16 protein-coding genes are annotated in these 20,451 nt (G+C 39.0%); 12 read left to right on the top strand and 4 right to left on the bottom strand.

The genetic code is table 11. The features are described 5' to 3' along the window. Window positions 1-244: 244 nt before the first annotated feature. The 3 genes from JEM65_RS19545 to JEM65_RS19535 form a co-directional block, all read right to left on the bottom strand. Window positions 245-2,473: a nitric-oxide reductase large subunit gene (locus tag JEM65_RS19545; RefSeq protein ID WP_199603196.1), complete on the bottom strand. Its 2,229-nt coding sequence runs from the start codon at window positions 2,471-2,473 to the stop codon at window positions 245-247. Between the two features lie 19 nt (window positions 2,474-2,492). After that, the gene (locus JEM65_RS19540) at window positions 2,493-2,831 is read right to left on the bottom strand and encodes a cupin domain-containing protein (RefSeq protein ID WP_199603194.1); all 339 of its coding nucleotides are present in this window, start codon (window positions 2,829-2,831) and stop codon (window positions 2,493-2,495) included. Window positions 2,832-2,897: 66 nt separating this feature from the next. After that, the gene (locus tag JEM65_RS19535) at window positions 2,898-3,332 is read right to left on the bottom strand and encodes an RrF2 family transcriptional regulator (protein WP_199603193.1); all 435 of its coding nucleotides are present in this window, start codon (window positions 3,330-3,332) and stop codon (window positions 2,898-2,900) included. A gap of 308 nt (window positions 3,333-3,640) precedes the next feature. Between JEM65_RS19535 and JEM65_RS19530 the strand changes: the two genes are divergently transcribed. The 8 genes from JEM65_RS19530 (at window position 3,641) to JEM65_RS19495 (ending at window position 14,364) form a co-directional block, all read left to right on the top strand. Continuing rightward, window positions 3,641-5,149: a sodium/pantothenate symporter gene (locus tag JEM65_RS19530; RefSeq protein WP_199603192.1), complete on the top strand. Its 1,509-nt coding sequence runs from the start codon at window positions 3,641-3,643 to the stop codon at window positions 5,147-5,149. Further along, on the top strand, window positions 5,124-6,629 hold the full coding sequence (locus tag JEM65_RS19525) for a class I adenylate-forming enzyme family protein (protein WP_199603191.1): 1,506 nt from the start codon (window positions 5,124-5,126) through the stop codon (window positions 6,627-6,629). Before JEM65_RS19530 ends, JEM65_RS19525 begins: the two co-directional genes overlap by 26 nt. A 62-nt stretch (window positions 6,630-6,691) precedes the next feature. Continuing rightward, complete coding sequence (locus tag JEM65_RS19520) at window positions 6,692-7,561, top strand: alpha/beta hydrolase (protein WP_199603189.1); 870 nt, start codon at window positions 6,692-6,694, stop codon at window positions 7,559-7,561. Window positions 7,562-7,640: 79 nt separating this feature from the next. Beyond that, entirely contained in the window at window positions 7,641-9,056 is a 1,416-nt protein-coding gene (locus tag JEM65_RS19515) for a hypothetical protein (RefSeq protein ID WP_199603187.1), read from the top strand. Window positions 9,057-9,214: 158 nt separating this feature from the next. Continuing rightward, on the top strand, window positions 9,215-11,698 hold the full coding sequence (locus tag JEM65_RS19510) for a TonB-dependent receptor (RefSeq protein ID WP_199603184.1): 2,484 nt from the start codon (window positions 9,215-9,217) through the stop codon (window positions 11,696-11,698). Window positions 11,699-11,709: 11 nt separating this feature from the next. Further along, window positions 11,710-12,492, top strand: a complete 783-nt coding sequence (locus JEM65_RS19505; protein ID WP_199603182.1) for an alpha/beta fold hydrolase — start codon at window positions 11,710-11,712, stop codon at window positions 12,490-12,492. After that, window positions 12,485-13,255 carry a 3-hydroxybutyrate dehydrogenase gene (locus tag JEM65_RS19500; RefSeq protein WP_199603180.1) on the top strand — a complete coding sequence of 257 codons (771 nt, stop codon included), beginning with the start codon at window positions 12,485-12,487 and terminating at the stop codon, window positions 13,253-13,255. Before JEM65_RS19505 ends, JEM65_RS19500 begins: the two co-directional genes overlap by 8 nt. A gap of 554 nt (window positions 13,256-13,809) precedes the next feature. Further along, the gene (locus tag JEM65_RS19495) at window positions 13,810-14,364 is read left to right on the top strand and encodes a DUF421 domain-containing protein (protein WP_199603178.1); all 555 of its coding nucleotides are present in this window, start codon (window positions 13,810-13,812) and stop codon (window positions 14,362-14,364) included. Window positions 14,365-14,771: 407 nt separating this feature from the next. On the opposite strand, the gene JEM65_RS19490 is transcribed toward JEM65_RS19495, so the two are convergent. Next, window positions 14,772-15,515: an arylesterase gene (locus tag JEM65_RS19490; protein WP_199603176.1), complete on the bottom strand. Its 744-nt coding sequence runs from the start codon at window positions 15,513-15,515 to the stop codon at window positions 14,772-14,774. Window positions 15,516-15,540: 25 nt separating this feature from the next. Here JEM65_RS19490 and JEM65_RS19485 point away from each other — a divergent pair, with 25 nt between their 5' ends. The 4 genes from JEM65_RS19485 (at window position 15,541) to JEM65_RS19470 (ending at window position 20,342) form a co-directional block, all read left to right on the top strand. Then, window positions 15,541-16,230: an ABC transporter ATP-binding protein gene (locus JEM65_RS19485; RefSeq protein ID WP_199603174.1), complete on the top strand. Its 690-nt coding sequence runs from the start codon at window positions 15,541-15,543 to the stop codon at window positions 16,228-16,230. Between the two features lie 47 nt (window positions 16,231-16,277). Beyond that, a complete protein-coding gene (locus tag JEM65_RS19480; RefSeq protein ID WP_199603275.1) occupies window positions 16,278-18,773 on the top strand; it encodes an ABC transporter permease in 2,496 nt (831 codons plus the stop codon). Between the two features lie 142 nt (window positions 18,774-18,915). Next, window positions 18,916-19,095, top strand: a complete 180-nt coding sequence (locus tag JEM65_RS19475) for an adenylosuccinate synthetase (RefSeq protein ID WP_199603172.1) — start codon at window positions 18,916-18,918, stop codon at window positions 19,093-19,095. A 44-nt stretch (window positions 19,096-19,139) separates the two neighbouring features. Beyond that, window positions 19,140-20,342: an acyl-CoA dehydrogenase family protein gene (locus tag JEM65_RS19470; protein WP_199603170.1), complete on the top strand. Its 1,203-nt coding sequence runs from the start codon at window positions 19,140-19,142 to the stop codon at window positions 20,340-20,342. The last annotated feature ends 109 nt before the right edge of the window (window positions 20,343-20,451 follow it).

Genomic DNA, 20,451 nt, shown 5'->3' with positions numbered 1-20,451 from the left:
ATTATGTCGGTTTTAGATGACTGCAAAGATAAGTATTTGGAGTTGGTTTTGCAATCCTCTTCTGACCTGTTTAAGACCTCGTCAAAGTAATAGAAAGTGCTGTGGTTACCGACCTAAAAGTAGAGCCTTAAAATAGCAACAGAGAGCATTGAAAATCCTTGAATCGGAAGTTATTCTTGAGTTTAATCAAAAAAAAGAGGTCAGCATATCCTGCTGACCTCTTAAATAAATTAAAAATTATGTATTACTGTCCTACTTTTTTTCGTCGGTAGTTATAGAGTGTTTCATCTATTGTAAACCAACAGAAATAAAAGATTCCGACAGAGAAAATGACATCGCCAATCATACGCAACCATTTTAGGGTTTGAACGACGGGAGAATATAATAAGTCCGCATCTCTGGCGAATGAGTAGCCTTTGGTAATAGAGGTATACGCTTGAATGATACCAATAGGCAATAAGCTAAAAATAACCATCGCCGTCAGTCCAATATTCAATAACCAGAACGCGCGTTTCAACTTTGTGTTTTGCCACACCCGGTCAGAATAAAAGCGGAGGCATATAATGATAAAGCCCATTCCCAACATCCCATATACGCCAAATAAAGCGGTGTGGGCGTGTACTGCTGTGGTGTTTAAACCTTGAATATAGTATAGTGCGATGGGTGGATTGATTAAAAATCCGAAGACCCCGGCCCCGATAAAATTCCAAAAGGCAACGGCAATAAAGAAAAAGATAGGCCATTTGTATTTCTGAATCCAATCTTTACTTTTTAAGAGGTTCCAGTTTTCTCTGATTTCAAAGCCCATTAACGTTAAAGGCACAACTTCCAACGCGCTAAATGTAGCTCCTAGAGCAATAGCTTGAACTGGAGTTCCTGAATAATATAAATGGTGTAAGGTTCCTATAATTCCGCCTGCTAAAAATATGGCTGCAGAAGCTACAGAGACGCGACCCGCAGTTTTGGTAGAAATGACTTTCATTCGAGAAAAAATAAAAGCGATAACCACGGTTGCAAATACTTCAAAGAAGCCTTCCACCCATAGGTGTACCAGCCACCATCTCCAGTAATTAATCACGGGTAAGCTACTGTTTTCTCCATACATCAAACCTGAAAAGAAGAATAAGCCTATAGCTACCACAGAAATTAATAAAATGATGATCAGATCTTTTGATTCGTCTTTCTTATTTATAGCGTACATCAAATGTCTGCCCACCATAACAACCCACAATACCAAACCTATGGCCAAGAAATATTGCCAGAAACGACCCAAATCCATATACTCATAGCCTTGGTGCCCAAAGAAAAAGTTGGTGGTTAAATCTAAGAATTGATGCACACCAAGCCATTCGCCCATCATAGAGCCTAACACAATAATAATTAGGGAGAAGAACAGGAAGTTGATACCAAATACCTGGTATTTCATTTCCTTCCCAGAAATCATAGGAGCTAAAAACAGTCCCGTGGCAAGCCAAGTGGCGGCAATCCAAAAAATAGCCAGTTGCGTATGCCAAGTTCTGGTAATCGAATAGGGTAAATACTGCGATAACTCAAATCCGAAAAACGATTGACCTTCTACCGTGTAATGTACGGTAAGCGCCCCTAAAACCACTTGCAGTGCAATCAATAATGATATGACAATAAAGTATTTTAAGACCGCCTTTTGAGAACCTACCAATTGTAGTTTTGAAAGCGGGTCAGAATTTGGTTTTTCTAAGATCTCACCCTTTTCATGGTTTCTCAAATAGTAGTACGTTAGAATTCCTATAAATAGTAGGAGCAGAACAATTGATAAGCCTGACCAAATGAGAGAGTCATCAGTGATCAAATTATCAATTAAAGGTTCATGGGGCCAGTTGGAGGTATAGGTGTAATCTTTTTCCGGACGATTGGTACTTGCTGCCCAGGAGGTCCAAAACAAAAAGGCATTTAGCTGTCCTAATTTTACGGTATCAGTTAAAGCGCCTTTCGGAATGGCATACTGCTCATGCCCGTCAGAAAATATAGAACTATAATGGTTAATATTGGCTGAAATAGCATCCCAGCGGATTTGTGAAATGCTGATGGTTTGAGTGTCTGCGTCAAAAGTGTTTGTTTTGACATCCTTAATCAGACGTGCCTTAAGAGCGGCTTTCTTTTCCACATCAAGATCATCATAGGCGGTGTTATAATCCTTTTGTGCCCAATGCTCCAGCATGTAGACAGCTTCTTTGTGTATCCAGTCTGCGGTCCAATCAGGCGCCACATAACTCCCGTGGCCCCATATGGAGCCTACTTCCATGCCACCAATAGATTCCCATACATTTTGCCCGATCTGAATATCGGCTTTGGTATATACCACAGTATTGGTTTCTTTAATGACAACTTGTTCAGGAATTGGAGGTTGGGTTTGATAAACCTCGGTGCCGATCCATATCAGCACAATAAATGACAATACAACAACGCTAATAAAAGCAATCCAAATTTTTCTCATGGTTTCTGGTTGGTTTGGGTTAGTCTACAATTTTATTTACACGGTCCACACTATCATTTTTTGAAAGTGATAAACGAATAATGGCGTCTTCAGTACAGTATAAATCGTGAGGCACATTCGCCTCTAAGGCGATGAGATCTCCTTTTTTAAGTTTTAGAGTTTCGCCATTGACACCAAAATTGATTTCCCCCTCAAAAAGGGCAACAACAATGGCGTTAGGCGCTTTGTGTTCTTTCATTAGTTGTCCTTTGCGCATCAGTATTCTAATTTCTTTAGAGTGATCACTCTCCAGCATGACGCTGATGGCAGGTTTGTCGGTTTTGTAAACAAGGTGTTCAGTAATTGAAGCTGTTTTCATAAAATAGTGTAAGTGAATTGTTAATTAATATAAAAGGTCTTTTTATCCTTTATTGATGTAAATGTGTTATCTTTTTAAATGGAAGCGATATAAATTCATGTCGTTGACCAACATGATTAAGGTGGTGTTTTGCAGCATTGCTTTAAGTTCCTCTTTAATGGCTACAAATTTGAAGTGGAGTGGGCAAGGTTTTTTATCATTGCACTGCTTCAGTCCTAAGCCACAATTGGTATAAATGGAATCTCCATCCAAAACGGTTACAACGGCTTCAAGCGTCAGGGTTTTCATGGCTTCTGGTGCCATAAAAAAGCCGCCTTTTGGCCCTTTGCTAGAATCAATGAGGTTGTTTTTGGCTAATTGCTGCAAAATTTTAGCTGTAAATGCCGGAGGTGAATCAACCGCTTGGGAAATCGAAGTCAAGCTGGCTTTATGGCCCAAATGCGATTGTTGCGCAATAAAAATTACTGCTCTTAATCCGTACTCACAAGACTTTGAAAACATAGAGGTGATTTAGACCACAAAAGTATAGGAAAATTTAATAAAGGACAATTTTATCCTTTATTAAATTACTAAAAAAAATATTGCATATTTAGGGATCTGAATGCTAATTATTTAGAAGCAAATTAATTTTATTTACAATAATGACTTCAATTATTTAATTGAATAGTCATAGTTCTCTTTTCTTTCGATATGTTTACATTAGAGAAATAATTATGTCTTTTTAATTAAAAGTCACACCTTAAGAACTTCAGAAAAGGATAACAATCATTACATAAAGTTTGTTATTTGTTTTCAAACATTTAAAACTAATGATTGCATCAGAAACCTTAGTAACCTATATGTGGATTTTATTGGCCGTTTACGCAGCGGTCATTTTATTTTTTGTGGTGCGAGGTGCACGAAAAAATAAGGATATTCAAGATTATGCGGTAGGAAACATTGGATTTCCTGCATGGGTAGTAGGATTGTCTCTAGCGGCATCCATGACCAGTGCGGCAACCTTTATCATCAATCCAGGTTTTATTGCACTATATGGTGTTTCCGGTGTTATTTCGTTTGCATTAGTTTTGCCCATTGCGGCGTTTATTTCATTAATTGTGTTTACCAAAGGCTTTGCCAGACAAGGAAAAGCGGTAAAGGCCACGACAATGGCACAATGGATTGGAAAGCGCTATGAAAGTAAAAAGTACGCTATTTTCTTCGCATTTGTTGCGCTTCTATTGATGACCTTTATTGTTTTGATAAATGTCGGGCTCACCCAAGTCATTTCAAAATCTCTTAATGCAGAACCGTTTTATGTATTGATGGGTATTACCACGTTTGTCTTTGGATATATGATGTTTGGTGGTGCGAATTCTATGGTCTATACCAATACCATTCAAGCGATAATTATGTGTATTGTGGCCATCATCTTAATTGGGTCTGGTGCCGAATATTTTACCGATGGTATTGATGGGTTTATGCAAAAATTGAATTCCATCGATCCTAATTTGACTAAACCAACCAATCCGTCAAGTTTCCTTTTTCGTGATTACTTTGAAATTATCGTCACCCAAATTGTTATTGGTGTCGCTATAGTCTGTCAGCCGCATATCATCACCAAATCCTTATTATTAAAAGATGCAACAAAAATAAACACCTATTTGATTAGTGGAATTTCATTTATGATCATATTCTTTTTGGTGGTTATTGTTGGCCTTTATGCACGTCTCAGTTTCCCAGATTTCACAATTAACGGCGAAACTTTAAAAATGGATGAAATTATTCCTACCTATGTAGTAACCAAGTTCTCTGTAGGTGTTGGGTTGGTGATTGTGGTGGGACTGATTTCTGCCGGATTGTCCACTTTAGAAAGTTTGATACAATCCTTATCCATTACCATCACATCAGACATTATCAATCCGCTGTTTAAGGATAAGTTTACTAAAAACACCATCTCAATTAATAAAGCGGTGATTGTGGTGTTGGGGATTGTGAGCTTTTTGCTCAGTTGGAATCAAATTAAAAATCCAGATATTAGCGTGGCTATTTTTGCTCAGAACGGCGTGTATGCTTACTTTGCTGCGGCCTTTGTACCCGTTCTTTTCGGTACATTTCTTAAAAATGTTTCCACAAGATCCGTTTTTATTGCCAGCATCACGGCCATAGTGGTTCATTTTGGAATATATTACGGAAGGATTACACCCTATATGCAAGAGCCTGTAAATAATCCTGGGGTTTCTGCAGCCATCGGAATCGTAGCCTCACTCATTGTAGGTTATATATTTTATAAATTAGACGAAACAAAACAACGTGGACACACTAGATTGGACAGCTAAATGGGCGGATTACACCCCAGAGAAAATTGCAATCACTTCGTACGATTCAAATAAGAGTTATACGTACAGCGATTTAAATAGATATGCCAATCAGTTAACCAAAAAATTTACTGAACTCTACATAGAAGAAGGCGACCGCATTGCCGTTTTGGCGGAACACGGCTTAGACTATATCGTTCTTTTTGTAGCCTGTCAACGGATGGGTGTGATTATGGTACCTTTAAACTACCGACTGTCGCAACGAGAGATTTATAAACTCATTGCCGATTGTACGCCAAGTTTAATCATCTATAATCTGAGCCATCAGGATAAATTAGAGCAGCTCTCTTCTGAAAACTTAAAAGCGATCTCGTTTGATGCCCTAAGAAATTATTATAAGAAACCTGATGCCTCGCCAGTTAAAAGTTTTGAGATAAAAGAGAACAATCCCTTATTCATATTTTATACGTCCGGCACCACTGGCACTCCAAAAGGTGTGATTTACACCAACAAGATGCTGTTTTGGAACAGTTTGAATACGTCCATGCAACTTGGCATCACCTTTCGAGATTCCACCGTCAATATCCTACCACCATACCACACTTCCGGTTGGAATGTCTTTATCACACCAATATTGCACAAAGGCGGTCATATAGGCATGTTGGAAAAATTTGATGCTGAAAAAACATTGTGTCTGTTAGAACTCAATAAAGCTACTTTGTTTATGGCGTTGCCCACCATGCTGTTAATGATGCAACAATCGTCAGTTTTTAAAAAGGTCAATTTAAAAAGATTGCGCTATATCATTTCAGGAGGCGAAAAAGTACCTTCAGAACTCGTAAGCTATTGGAAAACCGAAAAGAACATTTACATCAGACCTGGTTACGGGTTAACAGAAGCTGGACCGAGCATTACCTCGCTACACCATAAAATGGCGCATCTCAAACCGAATTCTATTGGCAAGCCGAACTTTTATTTGAGTATTAAAATCGTCGACAAGAAAGGTTTTCAGGTAGCCCCAAATGAAGTAGGGGAGTTGTGCATTAAAGGAGATATTGTGACACCAGGTTATTGGAACAATTCCGTTAAAACCAACAACAAAATTAAAAAAGGCTGGCTTTTTACGGGCGATTTTGCCTATAGCGATGCCGAAGGATTTTTGTACATGAAGGGCCGAAAAAATGACATGTACATTTCTGGTGGAGAAAATATTTATCCTCAAGAAATCGAGACGCAACTCGAGGCTATTCATGGTGTTGACAAAGCCGTGGTATTGAGTGTGAAGGATGATAAGTGGGGTCAATGTGGTATAGCCTTTGTAACCATGATTGGTGAGGATTTGTCAGTGGCCGACATCAGAGCATTTTTAAAACCAAATCTTGTGGCGTTTAAGCACCCAAAATATATTTTTATTCTGGACGACATTCCACAGACGAGCTTGGGGAAAGTATCCCGAAAACAACTCTTAAAATATTATAACAGCATAACATCCAACCCATGAAACAGTTTAGCATTTTATTCGCTTTTATCCTAATTAACGCTTCCGTATACTCACAAAAACCTATGAAAGAGCTACTTTCAGATTATGATTTCCAAAGTCATATGATCGCCTTAAACGATTTAGACATCAACTATATTAAAGAAGGTTCCGGAGAGAAGACATTGCTTTTTGTACATGGGCTAAGCAGTAATGCCGATGCTTGGTCTAAAAACATTGATGCGCTTAAAGAAACGTATACCTGCGTAGCTTTAGATTTGCCAGGATACGGAAAATCATCAAAACCGGACGTCACTTACAGGCCTACATACTTTGCTGAAGTTGTATCCCAATTTATTGAAAAATTAGAGTTGCAAAACATCGTTTTGATAGGTCATTCCATGGGTGGGCAAGCCAGTGTAAAGTTAGTAATTCACCATCCTGAAGTCATTGAAAAACTAATTCTGGTGGCACCAGCAGGCTTAGAGCAATTTTCAGAAGCTAGTGCTAAGATCATGGAATCATTTTTAACCGAAGACGCTGTTAAAAATACTACTGATGAGCAAATTGTAAAAAATTACTCCTTAAATTTTTATGAGCAACCTGAAGATGTTTCTAAAATGATTGCGGACAGAATTCGTATTAAAGAGGCATCAGATTTTGACGCACATTGCAAAGCTATTGTCAGCAGTGTTTCTGGAATGCTACACGATCCTATTACTAATGATTTACAGTCCGTTTCACAGCCTACCTTGGTCATTTTTGGAGATCAGGACATGTTAATTCCGAATCGTTATTTTAATCCGACCTTAACAACCAAAGCTGTTGGTGAGATTGCTCTAGCTCAGATTAAAAATGCAAGATTAGAGTTTGTCGAAAATGCTGGGCATTTTGTGCAATTTGAAAAACCGTCCGAAGTGAATGCGCTGATTCAGAAGTTTGTAGAAGGAAGATAAGGCATTGATAATACCCTTTAAAGTTCTCAGAATCTTAAAGGCGTTGTATAAAAATTTAGTTCCAACCAGTGTTATCTAGATGAAGACCAAGCTTAAAAAATTCACGGAGTTCAGTACTTCCATTTTGCCTAATGAAGCGAAATACCTTCAAGGTCAGTATCAGTTTATTGATGATGAAAAGCTTCAAATTATAAAGTTGGTCATCACAAATGCGTTATCTCAAACTAAGCGTAAAGAATTTGATGATATCATTGATAAGCGCAAATATTCATACATTAAGGATTGGACAGAAAAGAAACTGAATAGCATAGATGTCGATGCTACCATTGGTTGGATCATGTCCTTAAATCAGAAAATCCTTACTGATGCGATTTCTTCCATCGAAGAAAAACAATTTCTAAGTTATATAAACACTTATAAAGCGGTCGATTTTAATTTTCAGAATTTATATGAGCTGGCCAAGGAGTATAAGTCATTTCTATTGGTCAGAATGCGGTACAAGGACCATCAAGTAGTGGCCGATTTTATTAAAGAATTCACGGTGTCGTATAAAAAGGCCATCGCTATAAAGGAAAAACTTTACACAGCCACAACGGAAATCACCAACCAATACACCCTCAACAATAACGAAACAAAGCATTTGGAGTCTTGGTTATTGGAGGTCTTTAATGATAACTTAATAAGCGGAAAAAACCGATATCAGGCCTTTGTGCTCCTCGCATTTATGTACACCAATTACAATGAAAATGACAAGTTAAAAGTGCTATTTGATCAAATTGATGTGTATTTCAGTCAAGGTAAAATGTATAGTAGGCGATTGTTGTCCAATTATTATGCGAGTCGTGTGCTCCTGCATTCCAAACAGAATGAATTTAAGGAAGCTGAGTATTATGGTTATCTCTCCATCCGTCAAAACAATAACGATACGTTGATGTATCTGAATAACTTGGTTGCCATATTATTACGGAACAATCAGCCTGATAATGCGTTTTCATTGTTGGAAAAACACAAAGATCTTTATAAGGAAACCCATAATTACCATCAAAAAATTGGCTACTGCTCGTACCAAATTCGGGTGCTTTCTGAACTTCATAAAAACGAACTCGCTGAAGCTAGCGCCAGAACGTTTTTAAGAAAATATAAAAATGAAGTTCTCAAACACCGTTGGCATCACTTTTTTACCTCCTACATCAACACCTTAATCGCACAGGAAAAGTACGAAGACGTTTTGAAGCTTTCATCCAAATATGGACTTGTAGAAAAGGAAGAAGAGCGCCAAAAACAGAAGAATTATGTGCCAAATATCTCTTGGAGTATTTCTCTATCGCGCTATATGGAAGGCAAGATTAATTCTGCACGTTTATTGGATGAAATAAAGCTGCCACTTCTGGATATCAAACCCACCACAAACCAAAAACAATTAATGGTTAAGGTGATTGATCGGCTTTCTAAAAACTTACCTGAGGCCTTTTTAAAACTAAAGTCGCACATCTAATTTTTCCTGATGAGTCCATAGCTATAACACAGTTTGTAGCTCTTAAAAGTTCGTTTATATTGCATAGTCACACTTAAAACCTTCTGTTTTCTACAACCTTTGTTTTGTAATTCCTAATAGATTGCCATCTAAACGAATTCAATCCATATTCACACATTATGAAAAAACTACTCTTATTACTCACCCTAATTGGTTCTTTTGTGGTTAACGCCCAAAATACAGGAACCGTTAGCGGATTAATTACAGATGCTAAGGGCATGCCTTTATCTGGCGCAACTGTGTCTATTAAAGTCATCAATAAAGGCGCTATGACTGATTTTGACGGGAAATACACCATTGAGAATGTAGAAGCTGGCACGTACAACGTTTCTATATCTTATATTGGTTATGAGACCAGCACTAAAAATATTTTGGTAACTGCTGGGCAAACCACCCAAGTTGATGTGTCTTTAAATGATTCGGATACTATTTTGGATGAAATCATCTTAACGGCAAACAAAAAGCCACAAAAAATTACTGATGTACCAGCTACTGTAAACGTGATTACAGCAAGAGAAATTGAAGAATTTCCGAGTTTTAATATTGGTGAGTTGGCTGCACGGCAAAAAGGTGTGGATTTTGTAAGAACAGGAGTGTTAGGCACAGGTATTAACATTAGAGGTTTCAACTCAGCATTTAATTCTAAAAACCTACAAATTACGGATGACCGCTTATCGTCATTAATTGCTACAGGATTACCGTTAGGCTCTTTTTCTACGGTAACTAAAGACGACATTGAACGCGTTGAAATTCTATTAGGTCCTAATGGAACGCTTTACGGCCCTAATGCACATAATGGTCTTGTGAGCACGATTACCAAAAATCCAAGAACTTCTGAAGGAACGACGTTTGCAATAGGTGCGGGAAACCAAAATGTATTGACTGCAAGGTTGCGACATGCACAAATTATAGACGACAAATTTGCCTATAAATTTCATTTTGAAAGATCTCAAGGGACTGAATTTGATTATGTAGATAGTGTATATGTTGGGACGAAAGCGTATAAAGAACTCGATTTGGACCGTGATTTTGACTCTCAAAAATATGGGGCGTCTTTATACTATAAACCTACAAAAGGCTCTGAACTTTCAGGATATTACGGACACAGTAATAGTAATAATATTGGCGCAACCAATGCAGGTCGTAACCAAATTAAGGATTGGAGTATTGACGTGGCACAATTGAAATTTGTGTCTAAGAACTTCTTTGCAAACACGTATTACACGTGGAGTAAAACCGATGATACCTATGCCATGAACCAACGTACTCAAAACTATGTTTCTTTTATTGAGAACGGGTTTACTGAGCAGGAGGCACGTGAGCGCTCGTATACTGAACAATGGTTGCCTACAGGTGAAGGCACAGGTGTAGCGTTGCAACGTGGTGCAGTATTTAAAGATGCTTCAAACCGTTTCAATGCTGAAGCGCAGTACAATAATAACTGGGATGAGTTCTATTTAACTTTTGGGGCACAATATCAATTGGATATGGCAGATTCTAAGGGCACATATCTTTTAGATGATGGCGGCATTGATTTGGCACAAACAGGAGTGTACACACAAATAGAATATAAATTGGAAGATTCAGGATGGGGATTCTTATTCGGAGCGCGTTTAGACAACCATGATTTATATGGGTCTAACTTTATTCCAAAAGCTGCAATTACTAAAAAAGTAAACAACGGTACCTTTAGAATTACTTATGGAAAAGGAATTGCTGTACCATCCATTCTTAACTTAAAAGGCAATTTATTTGGTGGTTTGGTATTAGGTAACGGTGAAGGATTTACCTTGAAGGATGGTACAAAAATCGCAAAATTGGATGTAGAAACCATCAATTCTTATGAGATTGGCTATAAAGGGAAATTATCAGACAAATTATTTATTGACACAAATGCCTATTACAACCAATCTGATAATTTTATCAGTCCATTGGTAAATGTTGCTGGTACTGCCACAGGAAACTTTGTGACGCATGTTGGAGATAGGCCAATTGGAGAAGTGATAGAAGGGTCGAACGGTGCGTTTGTTTTAACCTATTTAAACTTCGGACATGTGGATACTTACGGTCTTGATGTTGGTTTGAACTATTATTTTAGCGACAGTTTTAGAACGGTTTTCAACTACTCCTATTTTGATCGTGATCTTGATTTAAATGATATGGCTAATGATGGTAACTTGGATGGAAAAGTTCTTGAAAGCGAATTGCCTATCAATACGCCAAACCACAAATTCAGTTTAGGGTTCCACTATAACCAAGGCAATTTTTACGGTTCTATTTTTGGACGTTATGTTCAAAAATATGATTTCTTCTCAGGAATTAATGTGGCTGCAAAAACACAGGATCAAGATGGCGACGGGGTAAATGAAATTGTTGAAAACGCTAGAGTTGGAAGAACTTGGAACTACGGTCAATTAGGTGGTTTTACAGTAGATGCTAACGCAGGCTACAACTTTTCAGACAGTCTTTCTTTAGGAATGAGCATTACTAACTTATTCAATGCCGATGTTAGAGAATTTGTAGCATCACCAGCAATTTCAACATTGATCTCCTTTGAGCTGAAATACAAAATCAACTTCTTTAAGAACAAGGCAACCAACTAAGTTTCTAAAGCATGTTAAAGATACAAGTGAACAGCATTGAACTTGATTATGAAGATTATGGAACCGGACAAGTGCTTCTATTGCTTCACGGATTAGGATCAACAAAAAAAGATTGGGACGCTCAAGTCCCTTTTTTTTCTAAAAAATACCGCGTCATTGCTTTAGATTTGAGAGGGCATGGCGACTCTAGCATACCAATAAATGACTATGGAGTAGAGGTAATGACTGAAGATGTCAAGGCGTTTATGGATCAATTAAAAATTGATAAGGCCACGTTTGTAGGATTTTCAATGGGCGGTGCCGTCGCCTTTCAAATGGCGGCTAGCTATCCGGAATATGTGGAGCATTTAGTCATTGTCAATAGTGGTCCAGATTTCAATACTATGGGAAGCATTGGCGAAGATTTACTAAAGAGTAGAACCCAGTTTTTGGAAAGCAAAGGTTTAGACGTATTGGCCAAGGAGATTTCCTTTAATATGTTTCCGGAAGAGCATCAGCTGGAGTTGAGAAAGGCTTTTGAATTGCGTTGTAAAAACAATGATTACCATGCCTATTATCAATCTTTTGTGACTCTGATGGATTGGGGATTGGGAGATCAGTTGCAAGGCATCAAAGCCAGAACACTCGTGGTGGCGTCAGATATGGATTATACATCAGTGGCTTTTAAACAAGACTATGTAGACCGGATGCAAAATGCAAGATTAGCGATTATTGAAAACTCAAGACATGGTGTGGTCATAGATCAACCAGACGCATTTAATAAAGTACTCGAAAAATTTTTGGAAGATGAATAAAACTGTTCTCATTACAGGAAGCACCAGCGGTATAGGATTGGCCATAGCAAAGAAGTTTGCAAAGAAAGGTTATGACATCATGTTTCATGGTTTAGAAACCAACGGTGCTGAAATCGCAAAAAAAGTAGGAGCGAAGCATAACGTTAAAGTCGCATTTTCTAATGCCAATTTATTGAAATCTGAAGCCGTAGAAGGTTTGATTGCGGACACCATCACCAAATTTGGTGAGTTGCATGTATTGGTGAACAATGCAGGCATTCAACACGTGTCGCCCATTGAAGACTTTCCAAATGCCAAGTATGAAAACATCGTTGCCATTAATATGAATGCGGTGTTCTATGCTTCAAAAGCGGCTTGGAATCAGATGAAACAACAGAAGTTTGGTAGAATTATCAACATTTCGTCCGTCCATGGATTAAGAGCCTCAGAATTTAAATCGGCTTATGTGGCCGCCAAACACGGCGTTATTGGGATGACAAAAGTTTTGGCTCTAGAAGGCGCTCCCTATAATATTACCTGCAATGCCATTTGTCCTGGCTATGTAAAAACACCCTTGGTGGAAGGTCAGATAAAGGACCAGGCCAAAGCCCATAATATGACGGAAGAAGACGTTGTTGAAAAGGTCATGCTTAAAAAGCAAGCCGTAAAACAATTTGTTCCGGTTAAAGTCATTGCAGATATGGCCATTTTATTGGCCAAAGAATCCTCAACAACCATTACGGGCACCTCGTTTGCCTTAGATGGAGGCTGGAGTGCACAATAAAAAATAAAAATACTGCTAATTTAATTTTAATAGTTGAGTTCTCAATGCCCCGAAGGTTACGCCTTCGGGGTTTTGTGTTTCATAATTCTTACTGCATGGCTCTTCTATATAGATGAATCGATTGAAAGCCTATTGCAAATGTCTATCAATTTAAAAAGTGTTTCGAAGTGTAGAAGAAACATAAAATTCTCCTTCTTTCTTAAGGAGGAGTGGATTCTGCTTTAGTATAAAAGCAGAAGACGAGGTGGTTTTTTATTGATGAAACTCATAAAATCTAAAATTTACAGTTTAATAAGCTTAGAAGAGATTAGTGGTAATAGTGAAGTGGAATATGTCTATCTGATACACTTAGGATAAATCTGTTCAATAATTTAGTATATGTGATGATATATATTTTAAGGAACATCAGAATCCCAAAATTCTCCTCCTTTTTCAAAGGAGGAGTGGCTTCTGCTTCGGCAGAGAAGCAGAAGACGAGGTGGTTTGTTAAAAGATTTTCATATGATTTTCACATTCACAATTTTCGTAATTTGTCAGTCTCTAAATCACATGCTATGGATCAAGTGACTTCTTTTGACTGGGCACGAATATTTGTTGGGGAACAGCCCTTATTCTTCTTGGCCGAACTGTTTTTACGTGTAGTAGTCATTTATATTATGGCCTTGCTTCTGTTGCGCCTCGCCGGGAAACGCTCCCGTCAACAACTCACTACACTCGAGCTGTTGTTGGTGATTGCTTTAGGCTCCGCCGTAGGCGATGTGATGTTTTATCCGAGCGTGGCAATTATCTATACCATTATCGTCATGTTGACGATTTTGATTCTGCAGCTCCTCATCGAAAAGTTGAAAACGAAATTTCCACGCTTCGATAAATTTGTAGATTCAAAACCGAGTCTTATTATAAAAAACGGAAAGTTTGTAGAAGACAATCTCAAAACTGAAAACCTCACAAAAGCAGAGATTTACAGTTCGCTACGCTTAGAAGGAATTCGCAATATGGGAGAAGTAGAGTATGCCTATTTAGAAATACCTGGCAAAATCAGTGTCTTCAAATTTGAAAAAGGCCATGAACTAGACGGCTATGTTTTGGTGCCTTACCAAGAGGAATAAAATAAATATTTTGTTAATAATAAAAATTTGTGAAATGGATTTTGAAATGCATCAGGACCACAAAAATCTCCTCCTTTTTTAAGGAGGAGTGGCTTCTGCTTCAGCAGAGAAGCAGAAGTCGAGTTGGTTCTTTTCTGATGAAACTTATTACAGCTGAGTTATACAGTTCGCTGCAATTAAATAGAATTATTATTTAAACGAAGTGGAATATACCTATCTGATACACTCAGGATAAATCTGTTTGGTCAATTAGTATATGTTTTATAATGGATTTTGATAAGTTTTGGCATCACAAAAATCTCCTCCTTTTTTAAGGAGGAGTGGCTTCTGCTTCCACAGAGAAGCAGAAGACGAGGTGGTTTTTGAGCTAGGATCAAACCTCACCCCTCAATCCTCACCCCTAAAACCTATCTCACTAAAGGTCCCAAAGTTTCCCAAACCGTTTCCGCCAATAGTTTATGACCTTCCACATTCGGGTGAATGCCGTCTCCCTGATTCAGCGAGGCAATCCCTCCAACATCTTTCAAAATAAACGGAATAAATTCCAAGTTGTTTTTTTGAGCTAAGTCGGCATACAATTCTCTAAATTCAGTCGTGTATGCCTTTCCCATATTTGGTGGTAATTCCATTCCGGCAAGAATGATGGTCGTCTCCGGACTTTTTGCTTTAACCACATCAATAATCGCCTGTAAATTGGCGCGTGTTTCTGATAAGGGCACACCACGCAAGCCGTCGTTGGCCCCAAGCTCTAATAAAAAGATATCTATAGGTTGTTTGATCACCCAGTCAATTCTACTCTTTCCACCTGCAGTCGTTTCACCGCTTACTCCCGAATTAATTACCGTATAATTCAAATCTAACGAATCAATTTTTTGCTGCACCAAAGCTGGATATGCATCAGTGGTATCTTCCAATCCGTAGCCTGCCGTGATGCTATCACCAAAACATAAAATGGTTTTGCTAGCATTTTCTGGGGCTTTTGAATTTTCAACCTGTGCTTCGGTTTGTTGGCTTTCTGTTGTTTTTTTTGCTTCAGAATCGCCACAGGAAAACAACAACAGCGGCAGCATAAAATAACAAAACTTTATGAGTTTATGCCCGCTAGACGTTGGTAGATATGATTGCAATTGATTATTTTGAGCCTCGAACATAAATCGCTATTTAAATTAAAATTAGATGTCAAAGATATTAAAGATTAATGGGTTGGAAAAGACATATACCAGTGGTAACAAACAATTAACGGTCTTACACGACATCTCTTTTGAGGTAGAAAAAGGCCAAACCTTTTCAATTGTTGGTCCTTCGGGCAGTGGCAAGACCACGCTGTTGGGCATTTGCGCTGGTTTAGATCAGCCCAATTCTGGCAGTGTGGAGTTATGCGGACAGGATCTAAATAGTTTAAATGAAGACCAACGTGCGCAATTGCGCAATACCGACGTCGGATTTATTTTTCAGAATTTTCAATTGTTACCAACCCTTACCGCACTCGAAAACGTGAGTGTGCCCTTAGAATTGCAAGGTGCCAAGGATGCCACCCAAAAAAGCAGAGTCTTATTGGAAAAAGTGGGCCTGGGAGACAGAGTGCACCATTATCCATCGCAACTGTCGGGTGGTGAACAGCAGCGTGTGGCATTGGCGCGAGCCTTTGCAAATTCACCTTCCATTTTATTTGCTGATGAACCTACCGGCAATTTAGATGAAGAAACAGGAGAAAAGGTTATTCAGTTATTATTGGATCTCAACAAAGAAAATGGTACCACTTTGGTTATCATTACCCACGATTTGGAATTGGCCAACCGAACCCAACAAATCCTAAAACTTAAAGGCGGAAAAATAGTAACCAATCAACTGACTTCTGTACTGTGAATAACTCCAATTACAACAGCACCCTACAAACACCTTGGCTTTTTAAAATGGCGTGGCGCGATGCCAAGGCCAGTAAAGTGCGCTTGCTCTTATTTATGGCGTCCATTATCTTGGGCATTGCCGCGGTGGTATCCATACAATTGTTCAGCACCAACTTAAAAGACAATATCCAGCGCCAGTCAAAAAACTTGATGGGAGCTGATTTCATAATTGATTCCAGACAAGTGCCTACCGAACGGGCGCAAGCCATTATTGATTCCTTACAACCTAACGCTTCTGAAGTCAAATTTGTATCGATGATTGCGTTTCCAAAAAATGGCGGTACCAAATTGGTACAGGTACGTGGCTTGGAAGGTGGTTTTCCTTTTTATGGCAGCATGGATACCGAGCCAACTAATGTGGCGGGAACCTATCAGGAATCTGGAGGAGCGTTGGTAGATGCTACTTTATTGCTGCAATACAACGTAAAACCTGGAGATTCTATAAAAATAGGCGAACTGACACTTCCAATTGCTGGAGCTTTAAAGTCGATTCCGGGAAGTTCTTCGTTTTCGAGTTCTGTAGCTCCGCCGGTGGTCATTCCGTACGGGTTTATAGAAGAGACACAATTGTTACAGTTTGGAAGCCGTAAAGAATACCAATATTACTACAAAGTTTCCGATACTGTTAATTTAAAACAACTTCAAGACCATCTCGAACCACAACTCGATTTAGAAAATGCTGATTTAGACACACATACCAGTACCACCAACCGTCTGGGTAAACGTTATGATAATGTGGGCAAATTCTTAAATTTGGCCGCGTTTATCGCATTGCTATTAGGCTGTATCGGGATTGCCAGTTCCGTACACATTTATATCAAAGAAAAATTACGGGCCATTGCCGTTCTCAAATGTATGGGTGCATCGCGACTTCAAAGTTTTCTGATTTTCTTGATTCAAATTGCGGGGATCGGGATTATTGGTGGACTTGTGGGCTCGTTGATTGGGGTCGGACTCCAAGAATTGTTTCCGTATCTGCTTAAGGACTTTTTACCATTTACACTTGTCATTACCATTACACCGCAGCCTATTTTAATAGGGGTGTTCTTGGGGCTCTTTATGTCGGTGTTATTTGCACTGTTACCATTATTGCGCACTTGGTATGTATCGCCTTTGGATGTGTTGCGCGTAGATGAAGGAGCGTCTCAAGAACCCACCAAAGTGCGAATGTTGGTTTTTGGGGCGATACTCATATTCTTGTATGTATTTTCACTATGGCTCATTAAGGATGCACTATATGCCTTAGGGTTTGTAGGAGGCACAGTAGTCACGTTTGCTGTTTTAGCAGGGGTTGCTTTAGGGTTTATAAGAATGGTAAGACGATTTTTTCCTAAACATTGGAATTTTACAGCGCGCCAAAGTCTGCTGAATCTGTTCCGTCCCAACAACCAAACCGTAGTACTGGTGGTGGCGATAGGTTTGGGTACATTTTTGATTAGCACCTTGTATTTTACAAAAGACATTCTGCTGTCTAAAACAGAAGTAGGGCAGACTTCGGAAAATGCAAACATCATCGTTTTAGATGTGCAGCCTCCCCAGTTGGATTCTGTGGCCAAAAGTATTACGGCAAACAGTTTGCCGGTTCTCAATAATATTCCATTGGTAACCATGCGGATGCATCGTATTAATGGCCTATTAGTAAATGAACTGAGGCAGGATACCACCCGTCACGTACGCGGTTGGGTCTTGAACCATGAATTTAGAACCACCTATCGGGATGCATTGACAGCTTCCGAAGAATTGGCAGAAGGCGAATGGACACCACAAATTAACCCCAATGACCCTATTGTCATCTCCATTTCAGATAATTTAGCGTCGGATGCGAAATTGAGTGTCGGCGATCCTGTGGTGTTTAATGTACAAGGCGTGCTGATGGAAACCACCGTGGGCAGTATTCGTAAAGTAGATTGGGCACAAATGCAGCTGAATTTTACCATCGTCTTTCCTGCAGGAGTATTAGAACAGGCACCACAATTTAATGTGTTGACCACTTCAGTACCTGACGATGCAAGCTCCGCGGCCTTGCAGCAAGATTTGGTGTCTAACTTCCCCAATCTGACAATTATTGATTTACGCCAAGTCTATACGCTTGTAGAGGATATTTTAGATCAGGTGTCATGGGTGATTAACTTTATGGCGTTTTTCAGTATCATTACCGGAATTATTGTATTGATTGGTTCGGTAAGGACCAGCAAATACCAGCGCATTAAAGAAAGTGTACTACTCCGTACATTAGGCGCTAAAAATTCGCAGATTTTACAAATTTCAGCCTTTGAATACGTGTTTTTAGGTTTACTAGGAAGTTTGGTGGGGATTCTATTAGCCTTGGTGAGCAGTTTGTGTTTGGCATTATTTGTATTTAAAGCACCTTTTATACCGTCGTTGATTCCTTTTGTGGTGTTTTTACCGGGGATCACGTTATTGGTAGTTGCTATTGGGCTAAGCAACATTCAAACGGTGTTGAGAAGCTCACCTTTGGAGGTGTTACGACGTGAAGCGTAACCCCTTATGCTTTCAAATTTAAACCGTTCCGAGTGCTTTCGGGACGTTTTTTCTTCTTTTTTAGGCTCTTAAAGCTGTGTTATTTTATTCGTTTTTACTGATTTATTCCGTAAATTGAGTGCTCACCATTAACTTATAAAAAATGCTATATTCAATATCTTCTTTAATTATACAATTGCCACCAGGCACCCGAAACCCGGATGATAATAGTCCCCTAGACTTTACCAACGCCTTTGATGTGATTGTCTATATCATTCTGCCCATCCTTCTCATCATTTTTTATGTGCTATGGAGACGGAGTAAGAAGCGCCATAAAGATTAGAATTTTCCTGAACCCATAAATTAATCCATCAACACAGCTGATACATGTTACAAAATGTTTTATTAGAACGCCAGATCTACGCCTCAGAAGAACACAAAATGATGCGCCAGATGATTCAGGATTTTATTAAAAATGAAATTATGGAACATTTGGACGAATGGGAAAGAAATGGCATGGTCAGCCGAGACATCTGGGAACGTGCGGGCGAATTGGGATTACTGTGTATTGATATGCCCGAGCAGTACGGAGGCAGCGGACTGGATTTTAGTTTTAGCGCCTTATTTATTGAAGAATTGGGGAAAGAAGGCATCAATGGGCCAGGATTTTCATTGCATTCTGATATTGTAGCTCCTTATCTATTAAAGTATGGAACTGAAACCCAAAAGGAAAAATACCTCCCTCTAATGGCTTGTGGTAAAATGATTACATCCATTGGAATGACCGAGCCCAACTGTGGTAGTGATCTTAAAGCGATCAGAACCACAGCAGTTGATAAAGGCAACCACTATTTGGTAAACGGACAAAAAACCTTTATCACCAATGGTTATATGTGCGATATGTCTATCGTTGCCGTAAAAACCAATCCAGGTACAGAAAAAGAAGGCGTGTCTTTATTGATTATGGAAAGTGCTTTGGACGGTTTTGAAAAAGGCATTCCGTTTAAGAAAATTGGCATGAAAGCTCAAGATACCTGCGAACTCTTTTTTGATAATGTCAAAGTTCCGAAAGAAAACTTATTGGGAGAAGAAGGGCTGGGCTTTAAAATCATGATGACCGAATTGGCCAGAGAACGATTAACCGTAGCGCTAAATGCGATTGGTGGGGCAGAAGGAGCTATAGGCAAAACGATTGCCTATACTTCTACAAGAACCGCGTTTAAACAGCCTATTGCCGGATTTCAGAACACCCAATTTACCTTAGCCGAATGCGCCACGCAATTGCAATTGCATCAAGCCTTTTTAGACCGGTGTACCCAGTTAGTATCCGAGCATCAACTCACTGCTGAAAGTGCATCCATGGCGAAATATTCTGCCACGGATATGCACAGCAAAGTGGTGGATGAATGCTTACAGTTATTTGGAGGCTATGGCTATATGTGGGATTATCCAATTGCCCGGATGTATGCCGATAACCGCGTGGCCAGAATTTACGCCGGCACCAACGAGATTATGAAAATATTGATTGCGCGTGGGTTGTTTAAGGAATTGTTTGAGCAGATGAAGAAAGAATCAAGACCGCTTCGCTGATAGAATCAAGAACCAAGACTTGTTTGGAGGAATTATCATCTTTTGAGTTTTTATTATCTAGTTAAAGGTAAAAACCCTGCTCCCGAGCTATCGGGATTCATTGCAGTTA

This window comes from Gelidibacter salicanalis, assembly GCF_016469035.1.
Classification (GTDB): domain Bacteria; phylum Bacteroidota; class Bacteroidia; order Flavobacteriales; family Flavobacteriaceae; genus Gelidibacter; species Gelidibacter salicanalis_A.
Note: the sequence above shows the minus strand (reverse complement) of the source record. Positions and strands in the feature narration are given on the sequence as shown.

Bases quoted from the DNA above. Each gene is read 5' to 3' on its own strand.
- JEM65_RS19470 (WP_199603170.1), top strand. From the start codon at position 19,140: ATGTTACAAAATGTTTTATTAGAACGCCAGATCTACGCCTCAGAAGAA.
- JEM65_RS19490 (WP_199603176.1), bottom strand. From the start codon at position 15,515: ATGTTCGAGGCTCAAAATAATCAATTGCAATCATATCTACCAACGTCT.
- JEM65_RS19545 (WP_199603196.1), bottom strand. From the start codon at position 2,473: ATGAGAAAAATTTGGATTGCTTTTATTAGCGTTGTTGTATTGTCATTT.
- JEM65_RS19515 (WP_199603187.1), top strand. From the start codon at position 7,641: ATGAAGACCAAGCTTAAAAAATTCACGGAGTTCAGTACTTCCATTTTG.
- JEM65_RS19540 (WP_199603194.1), bottom strand. From the start codon at position 2,831: ATGAAAACAGCTTCAATTACTGAACACCTTGTTTACAAAACCGACAAA.
- JEM65_RS19500 (WP_199603180.1), top strand. From the start codon at position 12,485: ATGAATAAAACTGTTCTCATTACAGGAAGCACCAGCGGTATAGGATTG.
- JEM65_RS19480 (WP_199603275.1), top strand. From the start codon at position 16,278: ATGGCGTGGCGCGATGCCAAGGCCAGTAAAGTGCGCTTGCTCTTATTT.
- JEM65_RS19475 (WP_199603172.1), top strand. From the start codon at position 18,916: ATGCTATATTCAATATCTTCTTTAATTATACAATTGCCACCAGGCACC.
- JEM65_RS19485 (WP_199603174.1), top strand. From the start codon at position 15,541: ATGTCAAAGATATTAAAGATTAATGGGTTGGAAAAGACATATACCAGT.
- JEM65_RS19530 (WP_199603192.1), top strand. From the start codon at position 3,641: ATGATTGCATCAGAAACCTTAGTAACCTATATGTGGATTTTATTGGCC.
- JEM65_RS19520 (WP_199603189.1), top strand. From the start codon at position 6,692: ATGAAAGAGCTACTTTCAGATTATGATTTCCAAAGTCATATGATCGCC.
- JEM65_RS19510 (WP_199603184.1), top strand. From the start codon at position 9,215: ATGAAAAAACTACTCTTATTACTCACCCTAATTGGTTCTTTTGTGGTT.
- JEM65_RS19535 (WP_199603193.1), bottom strand. From the start codon at position 3,332: ATGTTTTCAAAGTCTTGTGAGTACGGATTAAGAGCAGTAATTTTTATT.
- JEM65_RS19495 (WP_199603178.1), top strand. From the start codon at position 13,810: ATGGATCAAGTGACTTCTTTTGACTGGGCACGAATATTTGTTGGGGAA.
- JEM65_RS19505 (WP_199603182.1), top strand. From the start codon at position 11,710: ATGTTAAAGATACAAGTGAACAGCATTGAACTTGATTATGAAGATTAT.